Source organism: Leifsonia sp. 563, assembly GCF_040545055.1.
In the GTDB taxonomy this organism is placed as follows: Bacteria; Actinomycetota; Actinomycetes; order Actinomycetales; family Microbacteriaceae; genus Leifsonia.
Window position 1 is genome coordinate 403,479 of record NZ_JBEPLE010000001.1, and the last position, 20,898, is coordinate 424,376.

The window sequence follows — 20,898 nt, forward strand, 5'->3', positions numbered from 1 at the left end:
AGCGCTAGCGCTTGGAGAACTGCGACGCCTTGCGGGCCTTCTTGAGACCGGCCTTCTTGCGCTCGGTGACGCGGGCGTCACGGGTGAGGAAGCCGGCCTTCTTCAGGGTCGGGCGGTTGTTGTCGCGGTCGATCTCGTTGAGAGCGCGCGCGATGGCGAGGCGCAGGGCGCCCGCCTGACCCGAGGGGCCACCGCCGGTGATGCGAGCGACGACGTCGTAGGAGCCGATGAGGTCGAGCACCTTGAACGGGTCGTTGATGAGCTGCTGGTGCAGCTTGTTCGGGAAGTAGTCGGCGAACTCACGGCCGTTGACCGTGATGGTGCCGGAACCCGGGACCAGGCGCACGCGCGCGATGGCCTCCTTGCGGCGGCCGACGGCCGCGCCGGGAACGGAGAGGACGGCGCGCGGGGCGGCCGGGGCCTCAGAGGCCGGGGTCTCGGTCGAGTAGGACTCGACGTTCTCGGCCTGGGCCGAGTCGATGCTGTCTGCGATCTTCGCCACGGTGGTGATAATCCTTTGTCTCTTTAAGTCGTGAAGGTCTGCGTCGTCGCGCTTACTGGGCGACCTGGCCGAGCGTGTACGGCTTCGGCTGCTGGGCGGCGTGCGGGTGCTCGCTTCCGGTGTAGACCTTCAGCTTGCGGAGCTGGGCGCGGCCGATGGAGTTCTTCGGCAGCATTCCGCGGACGGCCTTCTCGACGGCGCGCACCGGGTTCTTCTCGAGGAGCTCCGAGTACGTGGTCGCCTTCAGTCCGCCCGGGTAGCCCGAGTGGCGGTAGGCCTTCTTCTGCAGAGCCTTCTGACCGGTCAGCGCGACCTTGTCGGCGTTGACGATGATGACGAAGTCACCGCTGTCCATGTGCGGGGCGAAGGTCGGCTTGTGCTTGCCGCGGAGGAGGGCGGCGGTGTGGCTGGCGAGACGGCCGAGCACGACATCGGTCGCGTCGATGACGACCCAGTCGCGCTGGATCTCGTCTGCCTTCGGGGAATAGGTGCGCGTCACAGTAGTGGCTGCTTTCTGTCTCGAACGGAGGTGTTCGTGAATCCCACTCCGTTGGTGGTTCGCTCGCGACGGCGTCGAACCGGACCGGTGGAGGGCTCACGTTCGTGTGTCCGGCCGCAGGGGCCCGGACACCAAAGGTCAATACTACGGGAGCCGGACACGCCCGGTCAAACCGGGAGGGAGATGCCCGTCTGCTGCTCGGAGACCTCCCACACCCGGACGGCCTCCGCGGCATTGCGGAGCGGCGGATACGGTGTCTGCTCCGCGGGAGCACCCCCGAGGTGCCCGGGTCCGCTCGGGCCGTACATCCTGCCTCCTTCCGCATGCGGCCCCGTCGCCGCGAGCAGCGCGGGAAGCGCGGCCGTCTCCGGGGTGCCGACCAAGAGGCCGCGGGCGGACAGCCAGCGGATCATCCGGACCGCCCCGGTGTCCGCCGCACGCCCGTACCCGGGCTGCGCTGCGAGCAGGTTCGTGGGAGCGACCCCGGGATGCGCGAGGTTGCTGCTGATGCCCCATCCGGCCGCCGCGCTCCGCCGATCGAGCTCCAGCCCGAACAGGCCGAGCGCGATCTTCGAGGAACGGTATGCCGCTTGGGCGCGATACGACCGCTCGGCGCCGAGGTCGTCCCAGTCGATCGCGCCGCTCCTCGCGACGACGCTCACCTGCGATGTGACCCGCGCCCGCCCCTCCTGGAGCAGCGGGAAGAGGGCTCCCACGAGCGCGACGTGGCCGAGGTGGTTGGTGCCCCACTGCAGCTCGAAGCCGTCCACGGTGGTGCGTCGCTCCGGAGGCGTCATCAGCCCGGCGTTGTTGATGAGGATGTGGACCGGCTGCCCGTCCACTCGCATCCCCTCGCCGAACGCGGCGACCGAGTCGAGCGAGGCCAGGTCGAGGTCACGAAGCACCAGCCGCGCATCCGGGACGGTGGAGCGGATCCGATCCGCAACTGCAGCTCCCTTGGCTCGGTCGCGCACCGGCATGACGACCTCCGCGCCCGCCTGCGCAAGCCGTGCCGCGATGACCGTCCCCATGCCGTCGCTGGCCCCGGTGACGACGGCCCGTCTGCCGCTGAGCGGGGGGATGTCGATGTCGATCGTGCGTGCCACGGTGTTCTCCTTCGTTCGGTGACTCCACCTTGAGCGCTCGGGCCATCCGTAGCCACGGCCCGGCGATCCGTGGTTACGGAGAGCGCCACACGGTAGACATGAGGGGTGATCGACCGTATCGGACTCGCCGAATTCCTCCGGACCCGGCGCGACCTGCTCCAGCCGGAGGACGTGGGCCTCCCGCGCGGCAGCCGCCGCCGCACGTCCGGGCTGCGGCGCGAGGAGGTTGCCGCCCTGGCGCACATGTCGGTCGACTACTACGCCCGGCTGGAGCGGGAGCGAGGTCCCCAGCCGTCGGAGCAGATGCTCGCCTCGATCGCTCAGGGACTGCACCTCTCCCACGCGGAGCGCGATCACCTGTTCCGCCTCGCCGGCCACACCCCGCCCGCGCAGGGCTCGGAGAGCGAGCACGTGAGCCCCGGCCTGCTGCGCGTGCTCGATCGGCTCGACGACACCCCGGCCGAGATCGTGACCGAAGTGGGAGAGACGCTGCGGCAGAGCAGGATGGGCGTGGCCTTGACCGGCGATACGGCGTCGCTCCGCGGGCCGGAGCGCAGCCTCGGGGTGCGTTGGTTCACCGACCCGGGTTCGCGCAGCCTGTACGCCCCTCGCGACCACGACTTCCTGAGCCGGATGTTCGCCTCCGGTCTGCGCGAGGTCGTGACAGCGCGCGGTCCCGGCTCGCGGGCGGCCGCTCTGGCGGACTACGTCCTCGACCGCAGTGCCGAGTTCCGGACCCTCTGGGCGGCGCACGAGGTCGGGCTCCGGCCGAAGGAGGTCAAGCATTTCACTCACCCGGAAGTCGGGGAACTCGAACTGCACTGCCAGCAGCTCGTGGACCCGGGTCACGCGCACTCGCTGCTCGTCTACACCGCGATACCGGGCAGCGAGTCCGCGGAGAAGCTGCGCCTGCTGTCGGTCATCGGAGCCCAGACCCTCCAGGGCGGGCTGACCCGCACTCAGCCCCAGGGCTGAAACCTCGCCCGATCACGCGCACAATCGGCGGCCTCACCCTAGCGTTGCCCGTATGAGTCCGATCCTGACGCGCAGCCGGTGGCTGTTGGAGCCCGCCCTCGCCGTGACGTTCTTCGTGTTCTGGGCACTGACGGAAGCGGGCCGCAACCAGCTCCTGCCCTCCGCCCTCCGCGCCACCGTTCCGTTCTGGGCCGCGCTGCTCGTGCTCGCGTGCGCCATCGGGCTCTCGCGGCTCAGTCCTGTCGTGGCCATGGCGGCCGGGACCGCGGTGCTCATCGGGCAACTCCTCTTCCCGTCGGGGATCTTCCAGAACGCGGCCATCTACCTCGGTTATGCCGTCGTCATCGTCGTCGTGGCCGCCACGGTGCACGGTCGTCTGCGGGTCGTCGCCCTCGCCTTCGCCGTCGGGGCGGGAGTGTCCGTCGCGGGACTCCTGTCCTGGGCCCAAGAGATCGGGCACACCGATGCTGCGATCCGAGTGACATTCTTCGTCGTCTGCGCCGGAGCGGCGGCGTTCGCCTGGGTCATCGGCACCCTCATCGGCGTGTGGATGCGCACGCGGCGGAGCGAGGAGGAGCTCGCGCGCACGACGGCCGAACTCCGCAGCGCGGAGGTCGAGACGATGGTCGCCGGAGAGAGGGAGCGCATCGCCCAAGACGTGCACGACATCATGGCGCACTCCCTGTCGGTCATCCTCGCCCAGGCGGACGGCGCTCGCATGCTCGTGGACGAGCGCCCCGCATCCGTAGCGCCCTCGCTCGCGACCATTGCAGACACCGCGCGGGCGTCGTTGACCGAGGTCCGAGTGCTGATCGAGACGCTCGTCGGCAGTCCCGACGGACCCGTGCATCCCGGCGTGACCGATCTCGACGATCTGGTGGAGCGGATGTCCGACGCCGGCCTCGTGATCTCCGTCGAGCGGTTCGGCGGCTCCGTTGAGCTCAGCGCGGCACAGGAACTCGCCGTCTACCGGATCGTCCAGGAGGGCCTCACCAACGCGCTCAAGCACGCTGGGGCCGGTGCACGCGCGCGGCTGGCGTTGGACGAGCGAGAAGACGGCATCGCCCTGTCCCTGGCATCCCAGCCCTCGGCTCCACGGGATGCGCCTCCCCCCAATCCGGCGGGCCGCGGCCTCATCGGGATGCACGAGCGCGCCCGGTTCGCCGGAGGCTGGCTCGACGCAGGCGAGGACGAGGACCAGCCGGGCGGGTATCTCGTGACCGCCTACATCCCGGCGACCGGCCGGAATGCGGTGACCGCGTGATCCGGGTGGCGATCGCCGACGACCAGCCGCTGTTCTGCACGGGCCTGCAGATGATGATCGAGTCGCAACCCGATCTCGAGTTCGCCGGCAGCGCCCCGGACGGCCTGCAGGCGATGCAACTGGCCCGCTCGGCACGACCGGATGTGCTGCTCATGGACATCCGGATGCCGGTGCTGGATGGCATCGCAGCGACAGAGGGCATCCGGCGGGAAAACGCGGAACCACTCCCCCGCATCGTCGTCCTCACGACCTTCGAACGCGACGAGGCGGTCGCCGCGGCGCTTCGAGCGGGAGCGGACGGCTTCGTGCTGAAGGATGCGACGCCGGAGTTCATCCTGGCGGCGATCCGCACCGTGCACGATGGTCATTCGGTCATCGCACCGAAGGCGACCACGGACCTGTTCCGCACGCTGGCCCGCCGTCGCCCGGAGGCGATCGATGCCCTGTCCGTCCGCGAGAAGGAGGTGTTCCTCCTCGCGGCCCGCGGTTTGAACAACGGCGACATCGGCCGGACGGCGTTCATCTCCGAGGCGACCGTCAAGTCGCACGTCCGCAGCATCCTCGCCAAGCTCGGGCTCGCGTCGCGCGTGCAACTGGTGGCGTTCGCCTACGAGAACGGGCTCGTACGGTGAGCGGCTCTCACAGCTCGCGCATCGCGCGCGTTCGCTCCGCACGGAGCGCCAATTCCGCTCCCTCGGGGTAGCCGACCTCCATAAGCGTGAGGCCGCGGGCTGGCATCACCTTGAAGGCGCTGGTGCGCTGCTTCTCGTCGCGCAGCACCACGAGGTCGCCGGCGCCGAGCTTGCCCTCACCGACCTCGACGCATGCGCCGACCAGCGCGCGCACCATGCTGTGGCAGAAGGCGTCGGCCGTGAGCTCGGCGACGAGCACGCCATCCTCGTCGCGACGCCAGCTGAACGCCTGGAGAGTGCGGATGGTCGTGGCGCCCTCGCGAGCCTTGCAGTAGCTGGCGAAGTCGTGGAGCCCGAGGAGTCCGTGGGCAGCCATATCCATCGCATCCACGTCGAGGTCGGCTGACACCCAGGCGGTCCGGTGGCGCTGCAGCGGGTCGCGGAGGGCCGCGCGGTCGGCGACGCGGTACTCGTAGCGTCGCCAGAGGGCCGAGAAACGCGCGTCGAATCCCTCGGGCGCGACGGTCGCGGACAGCACGACGACGTCGGACACCGGGCCCAGGATGCCGTTCAGCCGCCGGCCGAGCGCCTCCTCGGCGGATAGCGGCGGACGTTTCCCGTGTGGCTTCCGGAGGACCGCCTCCTGTGCCGGGGACAGGTCGACGTGGGCGACCTGCCCGACGGCGTGCACCCCGGCATCCGTGCGGCCGGCGACGGTCAGGAGCGGCGGCTCCCCCGCCCGCCGGAAGATCGTCGCGAGGGCGTCTTCCAACGTCCCCTGCACCGTCCGCAGCCCGGGCTGACGTCCCCAGCCGTTGAAGTCCGTGCCCTGGTAGGCGACGTCGAGGCGGTACCGCCGCGCGTGGTCGGCGGCCACAGCATCAGTAGGCACGCACGAGCCCCGTCTCGGCCTGCGTCGTCACGAACCCCATCCCCGTGTAGAGCCCCAGCGCACCGGTGGGATTCTCGGCGTCGACGTCGAGGACGACCTTGTCCCAGCCGCGCTGAGCGCACGCCTCGAGCACCGCTCGCAGCAGCGACGGCGCGATGCGCCTCCCCCGGTACGGCCGCGTCACCGCGACGGTGGACACGTACGCGCCCGTGAAGCCCTGTCCGGGCCAGTCGTCCTCGTTCACATCCGTGAGCAGGACGCCTGCGACCTCATCGCCCGCGAGCGCGACGAACGAGAGCTCGGCGACGAACACTCCCGACACCAGACCGTCGAACTGCTCGTCGCTCAGCGGCTGGCTGCCCCAGTGGTCCCGGAACGCGTCATCGCGCGCCGCATGGACGGCGTCGGCCAGCTCGCTCGTATACGGGACGATCCGCACATCGATCGTCGGCGCCACCTCGGGGATGGGGTCGCGCAGGTCGCGTTCCATCGTCCGGAAGTACCGGGCCACCTCGAACCCGCCGGCGAGGAGCAGCCGCTCGCGATCCGGCGCGCGCCGGTCGGCGTAACCCACCAGCCAGCCCGGCAGCGCCTTATCCGACGCGGCCAGCTTCTGCTCGCCCCGGGCACGCTGCCACGCCAGCAGCTCACGTCCGATCCCCTGGCCGCGGAACTCGGGATGCACGCCGCCGTTCATGAATTCGCGCACCAGCGTCTCCTGCCGCGGCGGTTCCATCACGATGCCGACGGCGACGACCCGTCCGTCGGCGGTGACGGCCAGCAGCGAGTCGGCATCCAGGTCGATGAAGCTGTAGCCCAGCTCCTCCTCGACCTCTTCGCGTGTCGTGACGTAGTTGGGGTGGTCCTGGACGGCGATCGCGCGGTACACCTCGTGCACCGCATCCACATCGGCCGCCGTCGCGGGGCGCCACTCGGCGATGAGGGGATGCTGCGGGCGGTAGGTCGGCGGCGCGGCGACCCGCTCGCGGAGCGGGCTCAGAGTGTCGTCGGTCATCCCTTCACCCTAGAGCCTCGCCTCCCGCCCCCGCCCGGCATCCGTGGGTCGCAACACGCCGTTTTGCGGTCGCCATAACGGCGTGTTGCGACCCACAGACGGCGGGAACGACGAAGGCCCAGCATCCACGGATGCAGGGCCTTCGTGTGGAAAGGGGAGGGCGTTACGCCTTCTCCGCCTCGCTCTCGGCGTCGGTCTCACCGGCGGCGTCGGCGTCGGCGGTCGCGTCCTCGACGACCTCCGCCTCGGCGGCGGCGGTCTCGGTGCTGGTCTCCTCGGTGCTGGTTTCCTCGGCCGGGGTCTCCTCGGTCGCGGTCTCCTCGGCGGGGGCCTCCTCGACCGGCGCAGCCTTGGGGGCGGCGGTGGTCTTGGACGACTTCACCTTCGGGGTGACGGGCTCGAGCACGAGCTCGATCTGCGCCATCGGCGCGTTGTCACCCTTGCGGAAGCCGAGCTTCGTGATGCGGGTGTAGCCGCCCTCACGCTCGGCGACCAGCGGCGCGATCTCGGTGAAGAGCTCGTGCACGACGGACTTGTCGCTGATCACGGCGAGCACGCGACGGCGGGCGTGCAGGTCGCCGCGCTTCGCGAACGTGATCAGGCGCTCGGCCACGGGACGCAGGCGCTTGGCCTTCGTCTCGGTGGTCTTGATGCTCTTGTGCGTGAAGAGCGCAGCGGCCAGGTTGGCGAGCATGAGGCGCTCGTGCGCCGGGCCGCCCCCGAGGCGGGGGCCCTTGGTGGGCTTAGGCATGATCGGTTATCTCCAGTGTTGAAAAGGTCTGATGGCTGAGTCGGGCGACGAGCCTCAGATGGTGGTGGACTCGTCCTCGTCGTAGCCGCTGTAGAAGTGGGCGCCGTCGAACCCGGGGACCGAGTCCTTCAGCGACAGACCCATCTCCGTCAGCTTGTCCTTGACCTCATCCACCGACTTCTGACCGAAGTTGCGGATGTTCATGAGCTGCGTCTCCGACAGCGAGACGAGCTCGCTCACGGTGTTGATGCCCTCGCGCTTGAGGCAGTTGTACGAGCGGACCGAGAGGTCGAGGTCCTCGATCGGCATCGACAGCTCGGAGCTGAGGACGGCGTCGACCGGAGCCGGGCCGATCTCGATGCCCTCTGCGGCGCTGTTGAGCTCGCGAGCGAGACCGAACAGCTCGACCAGCGTGCGGCCGGCCGAGGCGATGGCGTCGCGCGGGCTGATCGCGGGCTTGGTCTCGACGTCGACCACGAGGCGGTCGAAGTCGGTGCGCTCACCGGCACGGGTGGCCTCGACGCGGTAGGTGACCTTCAGGACGGGCGAGTAGATCGAGTCGATCGGGATCTGGCCCGCCTCGCTGTACTCGTTGCGGTTCTGCTGGGCCGACACGTAGCCGCGGCCCCGCTCGATGGTCAGCTCGACCTCGAACTTCGCCTTGTCGTTGAGGGTCGCGATGACCAGCTCGGGGTTGTGGATCTCCACACCGGCCGGAGCCGAGATGTCGGCGGCGGTGACCTGACCGGCGCCGGTCTTGCGGAGGTACGCGGTGATGGGCTCGTCGTGCTCGCTGGAGACCACCAGACCCTTGATGTTCAGGATGATCTCGGTCACGTCCTCCTTGACGCCCGGAACGGTGCTGAACTCGTGCAGCACGCCGTCGATGCGGATGCTGGTGACAGCCGCGCCGGGGATGGAGGAGAGGAGGGTGCGGCGCAGGGAGTTGCCGAGGGTGTATCCGAAGCCGGGCTCCAGGGGCTCGATGACGAACCGCGAGCGGAACTCGGAGATGTTCTCTTCGGTGAGCGTAGGACGCTGTGCAATGAGCACTATTGATTCCTTTCGGCTGAATGTCCGCTATATGACATTCGCTTCTACTGGGGTGGGTTTCGTCACGCCGTCAGGCGGCGGCCCGAATGGACCGCCGCCTGCGGCGGACGAGAAGAGAACTCAGACGCGACGGCGCTTGGGCGGGCGGCAACCGTTGTGCGCCTGCGGGGTGACGTCGTTGATCGAGCCGACCTCGAGGCCGGCGGCCTGGAGGGAGCGGATCGCCGTCTCGCGACCCGAACCCGGGCCCTTGACGAAGACGTCGACCTTCTTCATGCCGTGCTCCTGCGCCTGACGCGCGGCCGACTCGGCGGCGAGCTGCGCCGCGAACGGGGTCGACTTGCGGGAGCCCTTGAATCCGACGCCGCCGGACGAGGCCCAGCTGATCACGGCACCGGTGGTGTCGGTGATCGAGACGATCGTGTTGTTGAACGTGCTCTTGATGTGGGCCTGGCCCACAGCAATGTTCTTCTTTTCCTTCTTGCGCGGCTTGCGAGCGGCCGACTTGGGTGCTGCCATTTCTTCTCCTGAATCCTAAGAGCGTGGGGCCGCGGGCCTTAGCGCGCCTTCTTCTTGCCGGCCACGGTGCGCTTCGGACCCTTGCGGGTACGAGCGTTGGTCTTGGTGCGCTGGCCGCGGACCGGGAGGCCCTTACGGTGGCGGATACCCTCGTAGCTGCCGATCTCGACCTTGCGGCGGATGTCGGCGGCGACCTCGCGGCGCAGGTCACCCTCCACCTTGAAGTTGCCCTCGATGTAGTCGCGGAGAGCGACGAGCTGCTCGTCGGTCAGGTCCTTGACGCGGATGTCGCCCGAGATCTCGGTCTCGCGCAGAGTCTGGAGGGCGCGGGTGCGGCCGACTCCATAGATGTAGGTGAGTGCGACCTCGACGCGCTTCTCGCGCGGGATGTCGACGCCTGCTAGACGTGCCATGTGTTGGCTTCTCCTGTGATGAGTGGAGGTCTGCAGCGATCCCGGTGCCCCGGCCTCCTCCGAGGGTGTCCCCCGTGTCCGTCTCCGGACGCGGGTTCTGGCATCGCCTGTTCTTCTATTCGGTTATGACTGCGTTCAGCCCTGGCGCTGCTTGTGGCGCGGGTTCTCGCAGATGACCATGACCCGGCCGTTGCGGCGGATGACCTTGCACTTGTCGCAGATCCTCTTGACCGAGGGGTTGACCTTCATGAGTGTTTCTTACCTTTGTTCGCTGTCCTCGTACCTCACCCGGGGCTACCCGTTGGGTGGGGCCGTTACTTACAGCAGACCTTTACTTGTAGCGGTAGACGATCCGGCCGCGGGTCAGATCGTAAGGGCTCAGCTCCACGATCACGCGGTCCTCGGGGAGGATGCGGATGTAGTGCTGGCGCATCTTGCCGGAGATGTGGGCAAGAACCTTGTGACCGTTCGTCAACTCCACGCGGAACATCGCGTTGGGAAGAGCCTCGATCACGGATCCTTCGATCTCGATGACACCGTCTTTTTTGGCCATAGCCTCACTGTCGCTAAAAGTCGTGGTTTGCTGGTCGTGCGTTGATCGGCGGAAGGCACGTGAGAACGCGCCTAAGACACCAAGGATCTATCTTATGGGAAAGGGCGCGAATCCGCCAATCCGAGTGTATGATCCTCCGCCGCTCTGGGCGAACACCGTGATCCGGGCGCCCATCAGGCGATCGGAACCGGCGTCACACCGAACGGGGCGAGGCCGGCGGCGCCTCCGTCGCTCGCGGTGAGCACCCAGATTCCGTCCGCGTGCACGGCGACGCTGTGCTCCCAGTGGGCGGCCGCCGAGCCGTCCTCCGTCGCGACGGTCCAGCCGTCGTCCTTGACGTAGGTCTCCTGCGATCCGAGCACGACCATCGGCTCGATCGCGACGACGAGCCCAGGGCGCACCTCCGGCCCCTTGGCGCGCACGCGGTAGTTGAACACCGGCGGCTCCTCGTGCATGCGGCGCCCGATGCCGTGGCCGATGTAGTCGGTCAGGATGCCGTAGTCGCCCTGCGCCGAGATGTAGTCCTCGATCGCCTCGCCCACGTCGTTGAGGTAGCGGGCGGACGCCAGGGTCGCGATCCCGCGCCACAGCGACTGCTCCGTCACCTCTGAGAGGCGGGTGCGCTCGGCCACGAGTTCGGGATGCGCGGGATCGGGCAGCACGAAGGTGCGCGCCGCATCCCCGTTCCAGCCGCCCAGGATCGCGCCGCTGTCGACCGACAGGATGTCGCCGGGCTCGAGAATGCGCTGACCGGGGATCCCGTGCACCACTTCGTCGTTCACCGACGCGCAGATCGTGTGATGGTAGCCGGGCTCCAACTGGAAGTTCGACGCACCGCCCGCGTCCACGATGGCGCGCTCGGCGATCACGTCGAGCTCGAGGGTGGACACGCCGGGAGCGACCGCCGCCGCGACCGCTTCGAGGGATGCGGCCGTCGCGCGCCCGGGCGCGACCATGTCGCGGAGTTGAGCGGGCGTCTTGTAGATCGACCTCTTGAAGACCACTTCTAGGCCACGGACTCGCCGGTGGACGCGCCTGCGCCCGCGACCGGGACGATGCCCCGCTCGGCGAGGGCGGAGGTGATCCGCTCGGCGACCTCGTCCATCGCACCCAGGCCGTCGACCGGCACGAGGAGACCGCGCTCGCGGTACACGTCGATCAGCGGCGAGGTCTCGCGCACGTACACCTGCTGGCGGTGGCGGATGGCCTCTTCCGAGTCGTCCGCTCGACCCTGTTCGTGAGCCCGCTTGGTCAGGCGCTGCACGATCTCGTCCTGATCGGCCGTCAGCTGGATAACCGCATCCAGCTTCTGCCCCTTGCCGGCGAGGAGCTCGTCGAGGTAGTCGACCTGCGCGAGCGTCCGCGGGTACCCGTCGAGCAGGAAGCCGTTCTTGGCATCCTCCTCGTCGAGCCGGTCCGCGACCAGCTGGTTGGTGAGCGTGTCGGGGACGTAGTCGCCCGCGTCGACGATGGCCTTGACCTGCTTGCCGAGCGGCGTCTCGTTCTTGATGTTGGCCCGGAAGATGTCGCCCGTGGAGATGTCGGGGATCCCGTAGGCGGTGGTGATGCGGGAGGCCTGAGTGCCCTTGCCCGCTCCGGGGGGTCCGACGATCAGCATTCGGGTCAACGCAGAAGCCCTTCGTAATGCCGCTGCTGGAGCTGGGAGTCGATCTGCTTGACCGTCTCCAGCCCGACACCGACGATGATCAGGATGGACGTGCCGCCGAACATGAAGTTCTGGCTTGCGCCGATCAACGCGAAGGCGACCAATGGGATCAGCGCGATGATGCCCAGATAGAAGGATCCGGGCAGGGTCACCCGCGTGAGCACGTAATCGAGGTACTCGGCCGTCGGACGGCCCGCGCGGATGCCGGGGATGAAGCCGCCGTACTTCTTCATGTTGTCCGCGACCTCCTCCGGGTTGAAGGTGATCGCCACGTAGAAGTAGGTGAACCCGACGATCAGGAGGAAGTACAGCAGCATGTACAGCGGGTGGTCGCCCTTGGTCAGGTAGTTCGTGATCCACGTGACCCACGGCGCCGGTGCCTTGCCTGCGGCCGGCTGGTTGAACTGGGCGATGAGCGCCGGCAGGTACAGCAGCGACGACGCGAAGATGACGGGCACGACACCGGCCATGTTGACCTTGATCGGGATGTACGTGTTGTTGCCGCCGTAGGTCCGTCGACCCACCATGCGTTTCGCGTACTGCACGGGGATGCGCCGCTGCGACTGCTCGACGAAGACGACGCCCATGACGATGAGCAACCCGATCGCGATCACGACCAGCAGGATCTCGATGCCCTGCGACTGGCCGACCGCCCAGAGGGAGGACGGGAACTGCGCGGCGATCGAGGTGAAGATGAGGAGCGACATGCCGTTGCCGATGCCGCGCTCGGTGACGAGCTCGCCCATCCACATGATGAGGCCCGTGCCGGCCGTCATGGTGACGACCATGAGCATGATCGCGTACCAGGAGTCGTCCGTGATCAGCTGCGTGCACTGGGAGACGGCGGTGGTGCCGAACAGCGCGCCGCTGCGGGCGACGGTGATGAGGGTCGTCGACTGGAGGACGCCCAGCGCGATGGTGAGGTAGCGCGTGTACTGCGTGAGCTTGGCCTGGCCGGCCTGGCCCTCCTTGTAGAGGGTCTCGAAGCGCGGGATGACCACACGCAGCAGCTGCACGATGATCGACGCGGTGATGTACGGCATGATGCCGAGCGCGAAGATCGAGAGTTTGAGGAGGGCACCGCCGGAGAACAGATTCACCAGCGAATACAGGCCGGAAGTGTCCTGATTAGCGTTCAGACAGGTCTGGACGTTGCCGAAATCGACGAATGGCGCAGGGATGAAGGATCCCAGCCGGAACAGGGCGATGATGCCCAGCGTGAAGAAGATCTTCCGGCGAAGATCCGGGGTGCGGAAGATCCGCCCAACGGCGCTAAACAATCCTGCGTCCTGCTTTCCTAAGAGTCAGTCGGGTGGCCGGTTCCCCGGCCACCCGACTGAGCTGCTCTGCGGATGACTACTTGACGGAGCCACCTGCGGCGACGATCTTCTGCTCAGCAGAGCCGGAGACCTTGTCGACCGCAACGTTCAGCTTAACCGCAATGTCCCCGTTGCCGAGAACCTTGACCTTCTCGTTCTTGCGAACGGCACCCTTGGCGACCAGGTCGGCGACGGTGACGTCACCGCCCGACGGGTACAGCTCGGCGAGCTTCTCCAGGTTCACGACCTGGTACTCGACGCGGAACGGGTTCTTGAAGCCGCGCAGCTTCGGCGCACGCATGTGCAGCGGAAGCTGGCCGCCCTGGAAGCCCGGACGCACCTGGTAGCGCGCCTTGGTTCCCTTGGTACCGCGACCGGCCGTCTTACCCTTGGAGCCCTCACCGCGTCCGACGCGGGTCTTCTCCTTCTTGGCGCCGGCGGCGGGGCGGAGGTGGTGCACCTTCAGGACCTGCTCGCGCGGGGCGGCGACGTCCTTCTTGGCGGAGGACTTCGCGGCCGGCTTTGCGGCCACGGTGTCGTCCGTGCTGGAGGCGGCGGCCTTGTCGGCAGCGGCCGAAGCCGACGCCTTCTTGGCCGGAGCCTTCTTCGCGGTGCTGGTCTTCTCGGCGGCCGGCTTGTCGGCGGCAGCCTTCGTGCTCGCGGCCTTGGTCGCGGGCTTCTTGGCGGCCGGCTTCTCAGCGGCCTCTGTGGTGGCCTTCTCTTCAGCCATTAGTCAATCTCCTCGACCTTCACCAGGTGAGCGACGGTGTTGACGTACCCACGGTTCTGCGGGTTGTCCTCGCGGACGACGACGTCACCGATGCGCTTCAGTCCCAGACTGCGCAGCGTGTCGCGCTGGTACTGCTTCTCGCTCACTTTCGACTTGATCTGCGTGATCTTCAGACGCGCAGCCATCAGGCACCTGCCTTCGCGGTCGCGGCGGCCTCGGCCAGCGCTGCCTCGGTGCGAAGCAGGCGCGCCGGGGCGACCTGGTCGTAGTCGAGACCACGGCGAGCTGCGACGGCGCGGGGCTCCTCGAGCTGCTTCAGCGCCTCGACGGTCGCGTGCACGATGTTGATCGTGTTGGACGAACCGAGCGACTTGCTCAGCACGTCGTGGATGCCGGCGCACTCCAGGACGGCGCGCACCGGACCACCGGCGATAACACCGGTACCGGCGGCGGCCGGACGCAGGAGGACGACACCGGCGGCGGCCTCACCCTGCACCGGGTGCGGGATGGTGTTGCCGACGCGCGGGACGCGGAAGAAGTTCTTCTTCGCCTCCTCGACGCCCTTCGAGATCGCCAGCGGCACCTCACGGGCCTTGCCGTAGCCGACGCCCACCAGGCCGTTGCCGTCGCCGACGACCACGAGAGCGGTGAAGCTGAAGCGACGACCACCCTTCACGACCTTCGAGACGCGGTTGATGGTGACGACGCGCTCCAGGAACTGGCTCTTGTCGGCGTCACGGCTGCCACGGTCGCGGTTGGGGTTGCGCTCGCGGCCACCACGGCGCGGCTCGCGCTCGCTCCGGGTGTTGTTGTCGGTGCCCGCAGCGGTCTCCACCGGCTGCGCGCTGTCCGTTACCTGATCGGCCACGGTCTGCTCCTTGTTGTTCTCGTCGCTCACAGGTTCAGTCCACCCTCTCGAGCTCCCTCGGCGACAGCGGCGACGCGGCCCGCGTACTTGCTGCCTCCACGGTCGAACACGACGGCGTCGACACCGGCGCTCTTCGCGCGCTCGGCGACGAGCTCTCCGACCTTGCGGGCCTTGGCGGTCTTGTCACCGTCGAAGGTGCGCAGGTCCGCTTCCATGGTCGACGCGGACGCCAGCGTGTGGCCCTGCGCGTCGTCGACGACCTGCACGAAGACGTGGCGGGCCGAACGGGTCACGACCAGGCGCGGACGGACCGCGGTGCCCTCGATCTTCTTGCGAAGGCGGGTGTGACGGCGGTCGCGAGCGGCCGCCTTGCTCTTTCCTCTGGTACCCAGAGCCATGATTACTTACCAGCCTTTCCGGCCTTGCGACGAACGACCTCGCCGGCGTAGCGCACGCCCTTGCCCTTGTACGGCTCGGGCTTGCGGATCTTGCGGATGTTCGCGGCGACCTCACCGACGGCCTGCTTGTCGATCCCGGCCACGGTCAGGCGGTTGTTGCCCTCGACCGTGAACGTGATGCCAGCCGGCGGCTCGACGGTCACCGGGTGCGAGAAGCCGAGCGCGAACTCGACGGCCGAGCCCTTCTGGACGACGCGGTAACCGGTGCCGACGATCTCCAGGCCCTTGGAATAGCCCTGGGTGACTCCGATGATCTGGTTGTTGATGAGGGTGCGGGTCAGGCCGTGCAGCGAACGCGAAGCGCGCTCGTCGTCCGGACGGGTAACCAAGACCTGGTTCTCCTCCAGCTTGACCTCGATGGGCTCGGCGACGGTGAGGCTGAGCTCACCCTTCGGGCCCTTGACGGTGACGGCCTGGCCGTCGATCTTCACATCGACCCCGGTCGGGATGTCGATGGGCAGTCTTCCAATACGCGACATGGCGGATTACCACACGTAGGCGAGGACTTCCCCACCCACGCCCTTCTTCTCAGCCTGGCGGTCCGTGAGCAGACCGGAGGAGGTGGACAGGATGGCGACGCCGAGCCCGCCGAGCACCTTGGGGAGCTCCGTGGACTTCGCGTAGACGCGAAGGCCGGGCTTCGACACGCGCTTGATACCGGCGATGGAACGCTCGCGGTTCGGTCCGAACTTGAGCTGCAGGGTCAGCGTCTTGCCGACGCGGGCGTCGGTGACGTCCCAGCCGGAGATGTAGCCCTCCTTGGTGAGGATCTCGGCGATGTGGGCCTTGAGCTTCGAGTGCGGCATCGACACGGTGTCGTGGTGAGCCGAGTTCGCGTTGCGCAGTCTGGTCAGCATGTCTGCGACCGGATCTGTCATGGTCATTTCGGTTTTCCTTACGGTCACCAGGTTTCGTTCAGCCGGTACACGACTGACGACCTGTGGTGGAAGCGGGCCGGCCGGACGGCCGGCCCGCAGGTGGGCCTAGTTGGCCGCGTCGTTGGAACGGAACGGGAAGCCGAGCTGCTTGAGCAGTGCGCGGCCCTCGTCGTCGTTCTTGGCGGTGGTCACCACAGTGATGTCCATGCCGCGGACGCGGTCGATGCGGTCCTGGTTGATCTCGTGGAACATCGACTGCTCCGTGAGACCGAACGTGTAGTTGCCGTTCCCGTCGAACTGCTTGTCGCTGAGGCCGCGGAAGTCGCGGATTCGCGGAAGCGCGAGCGTGAGGAGACGGTCGAGGAACTCCCACATGCGGTCGCCGCGCAGCGTGACGTGCGCGCCGATCGGCTGACCCTCGCGTAGCTTGAACTGCGCGATGGACTTGCGGGCCTTCGTGACCTGGGGCTTCTGACCGGTGATCAGGGTGAGGTCGTTGACCGCACCGTCGATCACCTTGCCGTCACGAGCCGCCTCGCCGACACCCATGTTGACGACGATCTTCACCAGACCGGGCACCTGGTGCACGTTGGTGAAGCCGAAGTCGCCCTGGAGCTGCTGGGAGATCTCGTTCTTGTACTTCTGCTTCAGGCGCGGCTGGATTTTGCCAGCAGCGGTTGCAGTGTCGGTCATTACAGGTCCTTACCAGACTTCTTGGCGTAACGAACGCGGACCGTCTTGGTGACGCCGTCCTTCGTGACACTCTCTTCGCGGAAGCCGACGCGGGTCGGCTTCTTGGTCTCGGGGTCGACCAGCGCCACGTTCGAGACGTGGATCGGGGCCTCGTGGGTCTCGATTCCGCCGGTCTTCGTGCCACGCTGCGTCTGGCCGACGCGCACGTGCTTCGTCACGAAGTTGACGCCCTCGACGATGACACGGTTCTGCTCGACGAGAACCTCGATGACGCGACCCTGCTTGCCACGGTCACCACCGCGGGCCTGCGAACGGCCCGAGATGACCTGGACCAGGTCGCCCTTCTTGATGTTCGCCATGGGTTACAGCACCTCCGGTGCGAGCGAGATGATCTTCATGAACTTCTTGTCGCGGAGCTCGCGGCCGACCGGTCCGAAGATGCGCGTGCCGCGGGGGTCACCGTCGTTCTTCAGGATGACAGCGGCGTTCTCGTCGAACTTGATGTAGGAGCCGTCCGGGCGGCGGGTGTTCTTGCGAACACGCACGACGACCGCCTTGACGACGTCGCCCTTCTTGACGTTCCCACCCGGGATCGCGTCCTTGACCGTGGCGACGATGACATCGCCGAGGCCGGCGTAGCGACGGCTGGAGCCGCCGAGCACGCGGATCGCGAGGAGCTCCTTGGCGCCGGTGTTGTCGGCGACCTTGAGTCGGGATTCCTGCTGGATCACTTGGCCTTCTCCAGAATCTCAACCAGGCGCCAGCGCTTGCTGGCGCTCAGGGGACGGGTCTCGTTGATGAGAACGAGGTCGCCGATGCCGGCGGTGTTGTTCTCGTCGTGCGCCTTCACCTTGGAGGTGCGGCGGATGACCTTGCCGTACAGGGGGTGCTTCACGCGGTCCTCGACCTCGACGACGATGGTCTTGTCCATCTTGTCGCTGACGACGTAACCGCGACGGGCCTTGCGGTACCCGCGGACGAGGGCCTCGTCGGCCGCCGACTCCGCGGCCGCGGCCTTGGTGGTCTCAGCCATTACTTGGCCTCCTCATTCGTGGTGTCGACCTCGGCCTCGGCGGCCGGGGCCGCCTTCTTGGCGCGGGTCTTCTTCTTCTCGGCCGGCGCTGCCTCGGTCGGGGCCGGGGTAGCCCGGATCCCGAGCTCGCGCTCGCGGATCACGGTGTAGATACGAGCGATGTCACGCTTCACGGCGCGCAGGCGGCCGTGGCTCTCGAGCTGGCCGGTGGCCGACTGGAAGCGGAGGTTGAACAGCTCTTCCTTGGCCTTCTTCAGCTCGTCGACGAGACGCTCGTCTTCGAAAGTGTCGAGCTCGCTCGAGGCAAGCTCCTTGGATCCGATCGCCATTACGCGTCGCCCTCCTCGCGCTTGATGATGCGTGCCTTGAGGGGCAGCTTGTGGATTGCACGGGTCATGGCCTCGCGAGCGAGCTGCTCGGAGACTCCGGAGACCTCGAAGAGGACGCGACCCGGCTTGACGTTGGCGACCCACCACTCCGGCGAACCCTTACCGGAACCCATTCGGGTCTCGGCCGGCTTCTTCGTGAGCGGACGGTCGGGGTAGATGTTGATCCACACCTTGCCGCCACGCTTGATGTGACGCGTCATGGCGATACGAGCGGACTCGATCTGACGGTTGGTCACGTAAGCGGGCGTCAGGGCCTGGATGCCGAACTCGCCGAAGGAGACCTTCGTGCCACCGGTCGCCTGGCCGCTACGGCCGGGGTGGTGCTGCTTGCGGTGCTTGACTCTGCGTGGGATCAACATGGTTATGCCTCAACTCCTGCTGCGGCCGGCGCGCCAGCGGTCTCGGGGGCGTTGCCCCGGCCACCGCGACGCGGACGGTCGTTGCGCTCGCGCGACGGCTTCTGGTTGGCCTGCTCGCGAGCCAGTTCCTTGTTCGTGATGTCGCCCTTGTAGATCCACACCTTTACACCGATGCGACCGAAGGTGGTCTTGGCCTCGTAGAAGCCGTAGTCGATGTTGGCGCGGAGCGTGTGCAGCGGCACACGACCCTCGCGGTAGAACTCGGAGCGGCTCATCTCGGCGCCGCCGAGACGGCCGGACACCTGGATGCGGACACCCTTGGCGCCGGCGCGCTGCGCGCCCTGCAGACCCTTGCGCATCGCGCGGCGGAAGGCCACGCGGGCGGAGAGCTGCTCGGCGATGCCCTGCGCGACGAGCTGGGCGTCGGCCTCGGGGTTCTTCACCTCGAGGATGTTCAGCTGGATCTGCTTGCCCGTGAGCTTCTCGAGGTCGGCGCGGATGCGCTCGGCCTCGGCGCCACGACGACCGATCACGATGCCCGGGCGGGCGGTGTGGATGTCGACGCGGACGCGGTCACGGGTGCGCTCGATCTCGATGCGGGACACGCCCGCGCGGTCGAGCGACGTCTGAAGCAGACGGCGGATCTTGACGTCCTCGGCGAGGTAGTCGCTGTAACGCTGACCCGGCTTGGTGCTGTCGGAGAACCACCGCGACACGTGGTCGGTGGTGATCCCCAGACGGAAGCCGTACGGATTGACTTTCTGACCCATTACTTGCTCGCCTTCTTGCTGACGGGGGCGGCCTCGGCCTCGTCCGGCGTCGCGAGGACGACCGTGATGTGGCTGGTGCGCTTGTTGATGCGGAAGGCCCGGCCCTGTGCACGCGGCTGGAACCGCTTGAGGGTGGTCCCCTCGTCCACGAAGGCGCGGCTCACGTACAGGTCCTGCTCGTCCAGGTAGGTGTTGCTCTGGTCGGCCTTGACACGCGCGTTGGCGATGGCCGAGGCGACGAGCTTGTAAACAGGCTCGCTCGCGCTCTGGGGGGCGAACTTCAGGATGGCCAGGGCCTCCTGAGCCTGCTTGCCGCGGATCATGTTGACGACGCGGCGGGCCTTCATGGGGGTAACGCGGATGTGTCGCACGCGGGCGATCGACTCCACCATTTCTCTCCTCCTTACGCCACCGCGGTCAGCGGCGGCGACCCTTCTTGTCGTCCTTCACGTGTCCACGGAAGGTGCGGGTCGGCGCGAACTCGCCGAGCTTGTGACCGACCATGGTCTCGGTGACGAACACCGGGATGTGCTTGCGACCGTCGTGCACGGCGATGGTGTGACCCAGCATGGCCGGGACGATCATCGAGCGGCGCGACCAGGTCTTGATCACGTTCTTGCTGTTGGCCTCGTTCGCGGCGACCACCTTGCGAAACAGGTGCTCGTCGACGAAGGGGCCCTTCTTGAGACTGCGTGGCATCTTCTCGAACTCCTACTTGCGCTTCTTGCCGGCGTTGCGACGGCGGACGATGAGCTTGTCGCTTTCCTTGTTGGGGTGGCGCGTACGGCCTTCCTTCTGACCCCACGGGCTGACCGGGTGGCGACCACCGGAGGTCTTGCCCTCACCACCACCGTGCGGGTGGTCGATCGGGTTCATCGCGACACCACGCACGGTCGGGCGGACGCCCTTCCAGCGCATGCGGCCGGCCTTGCCCCAGTTGATGTTCGACTGCTCGGCGTTGCCGACCTCGCCGACGGTGGCGCGGCAGCGCGCGTCGACGTTGCGGACCTCGCCCGAGGGGAGGCGCAGCTGGGCGTAGGGGCCGTCCTTCGCGACGAGGCGGACCGAGGCACCGGCCGAACGGGCGAGCTTGGCGCCACCGCCCGGCTTCAGCTCGATCGCGTGCACGACGGTACCGGTCGGGATGTTGCGCAGCGGCAGGTTGTTGCCCGGCTTGATGTCCGCGCCGGCACCCGACTCGACGACGTCGCCCTGCTTCAGGCCGGCGGGCGCCAGGATGTAGCGCTTGGTGCCGTCCACGAAGTGCAGCAGCGCGATGCGCGCCGTGCGGTTGGGGTCGTACTCGATGTGGGCGACCTTGGCGTTGACGCCGTCCTTGTCGTTGCGACGGAAGTCGATCACGCGGTACTGGCGCTTGTGGCCACCACCGATGTGACGGGTCGTGATGCGGCCCTGGTTGTTGCGGCCACCGGTCTTCGACAGCGGACGGAGAAGGGACTTCTCCGGCGTCGAGCGGGTGATCTCGGCGAAGTCGGCGACCGAGGAGCCGCGACGACCGGGGGTCGTGGGCTTGTAGTTACGAATTGCCATGTCTGTTTTC

33 protein-coding genes are annotated in these 20,898 nt (G+C 67.7%); 3 read left to right on the plus strand and 30 right to left on the minus strand.

Annotated features, from left to right (window positions below):
* Window positions 1–4: 4 nt before the first annotated feature.
* The 3 genes from rpsI to ABIC47_RS01970 form a co-directional block, all read right to left on the minus strand.
* Window positions 5–502, minus strand: a complete 498-nt coding sequence (rpsI, locus tag ABIC47_RS01960; protein WP_018191934.1) for a 30S ribosomal protein S9 — start codon at window positions 500–502, stop codon at window positions 5–7.
* Window positions 503–554: 52 nt separating this feature from the next.
* A complete protein-coding gene (rplM, locus tag ABIC47_RS01965) occupies window positions 555–1,001 on the minus strand; it encodes a 50S ribosomal protein L13 (protein ID WP_018191935.1) in 447 nt (148 codons plus the stop codon).
* 167 nt (window positions 1,002–1,168) lie between these two features.
* A complete protein-coding gene (locus ABIC47_RS01970) occupies window positions 1,169–2,107 on the minus strand; it encodes an SDR family oxidoreductase (protein ID WP_354476730.1) in 939 nt (312 codons plus the stop codon).
* 105 nt (window positions 2,108–2,212) lie between these two features.
* Here ABIC47_RS01970 and ABIC47_RS01975 point away from each other — a divergent pair, with 105 nt between their 5' ends.
* From ABIC47_RS01975 to ABIC47_RS01985, 3 genes are read left to right on the plus strand one after another with little or no spacing between them, the layout of a single operon-like run.
* The gene (locus tag ABIC47_RS01975) at window positions 2,213–3,082 is read left to right on the plus strand and encodes a helix-turn-helix transcriptional regulator (protein ID WP_354476732.1); all 870 of its coding nucleotides are present in this window, start codon (window positions 2,213–2,215) and stop codon (window positions 3,080–3,082) included.
* A gap of 52 nt (window positions 3,083–3,134) precedes the next feature.
* A complete protein-coding gene (locus tag ABIC47_RS01980) occupies window positions 3,135–4,346 on the plus strand; it encodes a sensor histidine kinase (protein ID WP_354476734.1) in 1,212 nt (403 codons plus the stop codon).
* Window positions 4,343–4,978, plus strand: coding sequence for a response regulator (locus ABIC47_RS01985; RefSeq protein ID WP_354476736.1), 636 nt, complete (start codon window positions 4,343–4,345; stop codon window positions 4,976–4,978). The genes ABIC47_RS01980 and ABIC47_RS01985 overlap by 4 nt, the downstream gene beginning before the upstream one ends.
* 7 nt (window positions 4,979–4,985) lie before the next feature.
* Here ABIC47_RS01985 and truA read toward each other — a convergent pair whose 3' ends face one another.
* The 27 genes from truA to rplB form a co-directional block, all read right to left on the minus strand.
* Window positions 4,986–5,855 carry a tRNA pseudouridine(38-40) synthase TruA gene (truA, locus tag ABIC47_RS01990; RefSeq protein ID WP_354478681.1) on the minus strand — a complete coding sequence of 290 codons (870 nt, stop codon included), beginning with the start codon at window positions 5,853–5,855 and terminating at the stop codon, window positions 4,986–4,988.
* A gap of 4 nt (window positions 5,856–5,859) precedes the next feature.
* Window positions 5,860–6,885: a GNAT family N-acetyltransferase gene (locus ABIC47_RS01995; RefSeq protein WP_354476738.1), complete on the minus strand. Its 1,026-nt coding sequence runs from the start codon at window positions 6,883–6,885 to the stop codon at window positions 5,860–5,862.
* Window positions 6,886–7,048: 163 nt separating this feature from the next.
* Window positions 7,049–7,636, minus strand: a complete 588-nt coding sequence (gene rplQ, locus ABIC47_RS02000; RefSeq protein ID WP_354476740.1) for a 50S ribosomal protein L17 — start codon at window positions 7,634–7,636, stop codon at window positions 7,049–7,051.
* 54 nt (window positions 7,637–7,690) lie between these two features.
* Complete coding sequence (locus ABIC47_RS02005; protein WP_018191943.1) at window positions 7,691–8,689, minus strand: DNA-directed RNA polymerase subunit alpha; 999 nt, start codon at window positions 8,687–8,689, stop codon at window positions 7,691–7,693.
* A gap of 120 nt (window positions 8,690–8,809) precedes the next feature.
* The gene (rpsK, locus tag ABIC47_RS02010) at window positions 8,810–9,208 is read right to left on the minus strand and encodes a 30S ribosomal protein S11 (protein WP_018191944.1); all 399 of its coding nucleotides are present in this window, start codon (window positions 9,206–9,208) and stop codon (window positions 8,810–8,812) included.
* A 38-nt stretch (window positions 9,209–9,246) separates the two neighbouring features.
* On the minus strand, window positions 9,247–9,621 hold the full coding sequence (rpsM, locus tag ABIC47_RS02015; protein WP_018191945.1) for a 30S ribosomal protein S13: 375 nt from the start codon (window positions 9,619–9,621) through the stop codon (window positions 9,247–9,249).
* A gap of 135 nt (window positions 9,622–9,756) precedes the next feature.
* Window positions 9,757–9,870 (minus strand): 50S ribosomal protein L36, encoded by a 114-nt coding sequence (gene rpmJ, locus ABIC47_RS02020; protein WP_018191946.1) that lies wholly within the window; start codon window positions 9,868–9,870, stop codon window positions 9,757–9,759.
* An 82-nt stretch (window positions 9,871–9,952) separates the two neighbouring features.
* On the minus strand, window positions 9,953–10,174 hold the full coding sequence (infA, locus tag ABIC47_RS02025; RefSeq protein ID WP_011186713.1) for a translation initiation factor IF-1: 222 nt from the start codon (window positions 10,172–10,174) through the stop codon (window positions 9,953–9,955).
* Between the two features lie 173 nt (window positions 10,175–10,347).
* Entirely contained in the window at window positions 10,348–11,178 is an 831-nt protein-coding gene (gene map / locus ABIC47_RS02030; protein WP_354476744.1) for a type I methionyl aminopeptidase, read from the minus strand.
* Window positions 11,179–11,180: 2 nt separating this feature from the next.
* Window positions 11,181–11,801, minus strand: a complete 621-nt coding sequence (locus tag ABIC47_RS02035; protein WP_029042970.1) for an adenylate kinase — start codon at window positions 11,799–11,801, stop codon at window positions 11,181–11,183.
* Window positions 11,798–13,120: a preprotein translocase subunit SecY gene (secY, locus tag ABIC47_RS02040; protein ID WP_018191949.1), complete on the minus strand. Its 1,323-nt coding sequence runs from the start codon at window positions 13,118–13,120 to the stop codon at window positions 11,798–11,800. Before secY ends, ABIC47_RS02035 begins: the two co-directional genes overlap by 4 nt.
* A gap of 76 nt (window positions 13,121–13,196) precedes the next feature.
* Entirely contained in the window at window positions 13,197–13,889 is a 693-nt protein-coding gene (rplO, locus tag ABIC47_RS02045) for a 50S ribosomal protein L15 (RefSeq protein ID WP_309853371.1), read from the minus strand.
* Complete coding sequence (gene rpmD / locus ABIC47_RS02050) at window positions 13,889–14,074, minus strand: 50S ribosomal protein L30 (protein ID WP_018191951.1); 186 nt, start codon at window positions 14,072–14,074, stop codon at window positions 13,889–13,891. Before rpmD ends, rplO begins: the two co-directional genes overlap by 1 nt.
* A complete protein-coding gene (rpsE, locus tag ABIC47_RS02055; protein WP_018191952.1) occupies window positions 14,074–14,787 on the minus strand; it encodes a 30S ribosomal protein S5 in 714 nt (237 codons plus the stop codon). The genes rpmD and rpsE overlap by 1 nt, the downstream gene beginning before the upstream one ends.
* Window positions 14,784–15,155: a 50S ribosomal protein L18 gene (gene rplR / locus ABIC47_RS02060; RefSeq protein WP_018191953.1), complete on the minus strand. Its 372-nt coding sequence runs from the start codon at window positions 15,153–15,155 to the stop codon at window positions 14,784–14,786. Before rplR ends, rpsE begins: the two co-directional genes overlap by 4 nt.
* Before the next feature lie 2 nt (window positions 15,156–15,157).
* Window positions 15,158–15,694 carry a 50S ribosomal protein L6 gene (gene rplF / locus ABIC47_RS02065; protein ID WP_018191954.1) on the minus strand — a complete coding sequence of 179 codons (537 nt, stop codon included), beginning with the start codon at window positions 15,692–15,694 and terminating at the stop codon, window positions 15,158–15,160.
* 6 nt (window positions 15,695–15,700) lie between these two features.
* A complete protein-coding gene (gene rpsH, locus ABIC47_RS02070) occupies window positions 15,701–16,099 on the minus strand; it encodes a 30S ribosomal protein S8 (RefSeq protein ID WP_018191955.1) in 399 nt (132 codons plus the stop codon).
* Window positions 16,100–16,198: 99 nt separating this feature from the next.
* Window positions 16,199–16,786 carry a 50S ribosomal protein L5 gene (gene rplE, locus ABIC47_RS02075; RefSeq protein ID WP_018191956.1) on the minus strand — a complete coding sequence of 196 codons (588 nt, stop codon included), beginning with the start codon at window positions 16,784–16,786 and terminating at the stop codon, window positions 16,199–16,201.
* Complete coding sequence (gene rplX, locus ABIC47_RS02080) at window positions 16,786–17,145, minus strand: 50S ribosomal protein L24 (protein ID WP_018191957.1); 360 nt, start codon at window positions 17,143–17,145, stop codon at window positions 16,786–16,788. The genes rplE and rplX overlap by 1 nt, the downstream gene beginning before the upstream one ends.
* 3 nt (window positions 17,146–17,148) lie before the next feature.
* Window positions 17,149–17,517 (minus strand): 50S ribosomal protein L14, encoded by a 369-nt coding sequence (gene rplN, locus ABIC47_RS02085; protein ID WP_018191958.1) that lies wholly within the window; start codon window positions 17,515–17,517, stop codon window positions 17,149–17,151.
* On the minus strand, window positions 17,514–17,819 hold the full coding sequence (gene rpsQ, locus ABIC47_RS02090) for a 30S ribosomal protein S17 (protein WP_018191959.1): 306 nt from the start codon (window positions 17,817–17,819) through the stop codon (window positions 17,514–17,516). The genes rplN and rpsQ overlap by 4 nt, the downstream gene beginning before the upstream one ends.
* Window positions 17,819–18,148, minus strand: coding sequence for a 50S ribosomal protein L29 (gene rpmC, locus ABIC47_RS02095; RefSeq protein ID WP_018191960.1), 330 nt, complete (start codon window positions 18,146–18,148; stop codon window positions 17,819–17,821). The genes rpsQ and rpmC overlap by 1 nt, the downstream gene beginning before the upstream one ends.
* Complete coding sequence (gene rplP, locus ABIC47_RS02100) at window positions 18,148–18,567, minus strand: 50S ribosomal protein L16 (protein WP_018191961.1); 420 nt, start codon at window positions 18,565–18,567, stop codon at window positions 18,148–18,150. Before rplP ends, rpmC begins: the two co-directional genes overlap by 1 nt.
* 2 nt (window positions 18,568–18,569) lie before the next feature.
* A complete protein-coding gene (gene rpsC, locus ABIC47_RS02105; protein WP_020076940.1) occupies window positions 18,570–19,337 on the minus strand; it encodes a 30S ribosomal protein S3 in 768 nt (255 codons plus the stop codon).
* The gene (rplV, locus tag ABIC47_RS02110) at window positions 19,337–19,729 is read right to left on the minus strand and encodes a 50S ribosomal protein L22 (protein WP_018191963.1); all 393 of its coding nucleotides are present in this window, start codon (window positions 19,727–19,729) and stop codon (window positions 19,337–19,339) included. Before rplV ends, rpsC begins: the two co-directional genes overlap by 1 nt.
* Window positions 19,730–19,754: 25 nt before the next feature.
* Complete coding sequence (rpsS, locus tag ABIC47_RS02115) at window positions 19,755–20,036, minus strand: 30S ribosomal protein S19 (protein WP_018191964.1); 282 nt, start codon at window positions 20,034–20,036, stop codon at window positions 19,755–19,757.
* Between the two features lie 12 nt (window positions 20,037–20,048).
* On the minus strand, window positions 20,049–20,888 hold the full coding sequence (rplB, locus tag ABIC47_RS02120) for a 50S ribosomal protein L2 (protein WP_018191965.1): 840 nt from the start codon (window positions 20,886–20,888) through the stop codon (window positions 20,049–20,051).
* Window positions 20,889–20,898: the final 10 nt, after the last annotated feature.

Coding starts and splice junctions, on each gene's coding strand:
- rpsQ (WP_018191959.1), bottom strand. CDS start 17,819: ATGGCTGAGACCACCAAGGCCGCGGCCGCGGAGTCGGCGGCCGACGAG.
- rpsS (WP_018191964.1), bottom strand. CDS start 20,036: ATGCCACGCAGTCTCAAGAAGGGCCCCTTCGTCGACGAGCACCTGTTT.
- rplO (WP_309853371.1), bottom strand. CDS start 13,889: ATGGCTGAAGAGAAGGCCACCACAGAGGCCGCTGAGAAGCCGGCCGCC.
- rplB (WP_018191965.1), bottom strand. CDS start 20,888: ATGGCAATTCGTAACTACAAGCCCACGACCCCCGGTCGTCGCGGCTCC.
- infA (WP_011186713.1), bottom strand. CDS start 10,174: ATGGCCAAAAAAGACGGTGTCATCGAGATCGAAGGATCCGTGATCGAG.
- rpsM (WP_018191945.1), bottom strand. CDS start 9,621: ATGGCACGTCTAGCAGGCGTCGACATCCCGCGCGAGAAGCGCGTCGAG.
- rpmD (WP_018191951.1), bottom strand. CDS start 14,074: ATGGCTGCGCGTCTGAAGATCACGCAGATCAAGTCGAAAGTGAGCGAG.
- rplX (WP_018191957.1), bottom strand. CDS start 17,145: ATGGCGAACATCAAGAAGGGCGACCTGGTCCAGGTCATCTCGGGCCGT.
- rpmJ (WP_018191946.1), bottom strand. CDS start 9,870: ATGAAGGTCAACCCCTCGGTCAAGAGGATCTGCGACAAGTGCAAGGTC.
- rpsH (WP_018191955.1), bottom strand. CDS start 16,099: ATGACCATGACAGATCCGGTCGCAGACATGCTGACCAGACTGCGCAAC.
- rplV (WP_018191963.1), bottom strand. CDS start 19,729: ATGGTGGAGTCGATCGCCCGCGTGCGACACATCCGCGTTACCCCCATG.
- rpsC (WP_020076940.1), bottom strand. CDS start 19,337: ATGGGTCAGAAAGTCAATCCGTACGGCTTCCGTCTGGGGATCACCACC.
- rpmC (WP_018191960.1), bottom strand. CDS start 18,148: ATGGCGATCGGATCCAAGGAGCTTGCCTCGAGCGAGCTCGACACTTTC.
- rplP (WP_018191961.1), bottom strand. CDS start 18,567: ATGTTGATCCCACGCAGAGTCAAGCACCGCAAGCAGCACCACCCCGGC.
- rplE (WP_018191956.1), bottom strand. CDS start 16,786: ATGACCGACACTGCAACCGCTGCTGGCAAAATCCAGCCGCGCCTGAAG.
- ABIC47_RS01980 (WP_354476734.1), top strand. CDS start 3,135: ATGAGTCCGATCCTGACGCGCAGCCGGTGGCTGTTGGAGCCCGCCCTC.
- rplF (WP_018191954.1), bottom strand. CDS start 15,694: ATGTCGCGTATTGGAAGACTGCCCATCGACATCCCGACCGGGGTCGAT.
- ABIC47_RS01995 (WP_354476738.1), bottom strand. CDS start 6,885: ATGACCGACGACACTCTGAGCCCGCTCCGCGAGCGGGTCGCCGCGCCG.
- rplR (WP_018191953.1), bottom strand. CDS start 15,155: ATGGCTCTGGGTACCAGAGGAAAGAGCAAGGCGGCCGCTCGCGACCGC.
- rpsK (WP_018191944.1), bottom strand. CDS start 9,208: ATGGCAGCACCCAAGTCGGCCGCTCGCAAGCCGCGCAAGAAGGAAAAG.
- rplQ (WP_354476740.1), bottom strand. CDS start 7,636: ATGCCTAAGCCCACCAAGGGCCCCCGCCTCGGGGGCGGCCCGGCGCAC.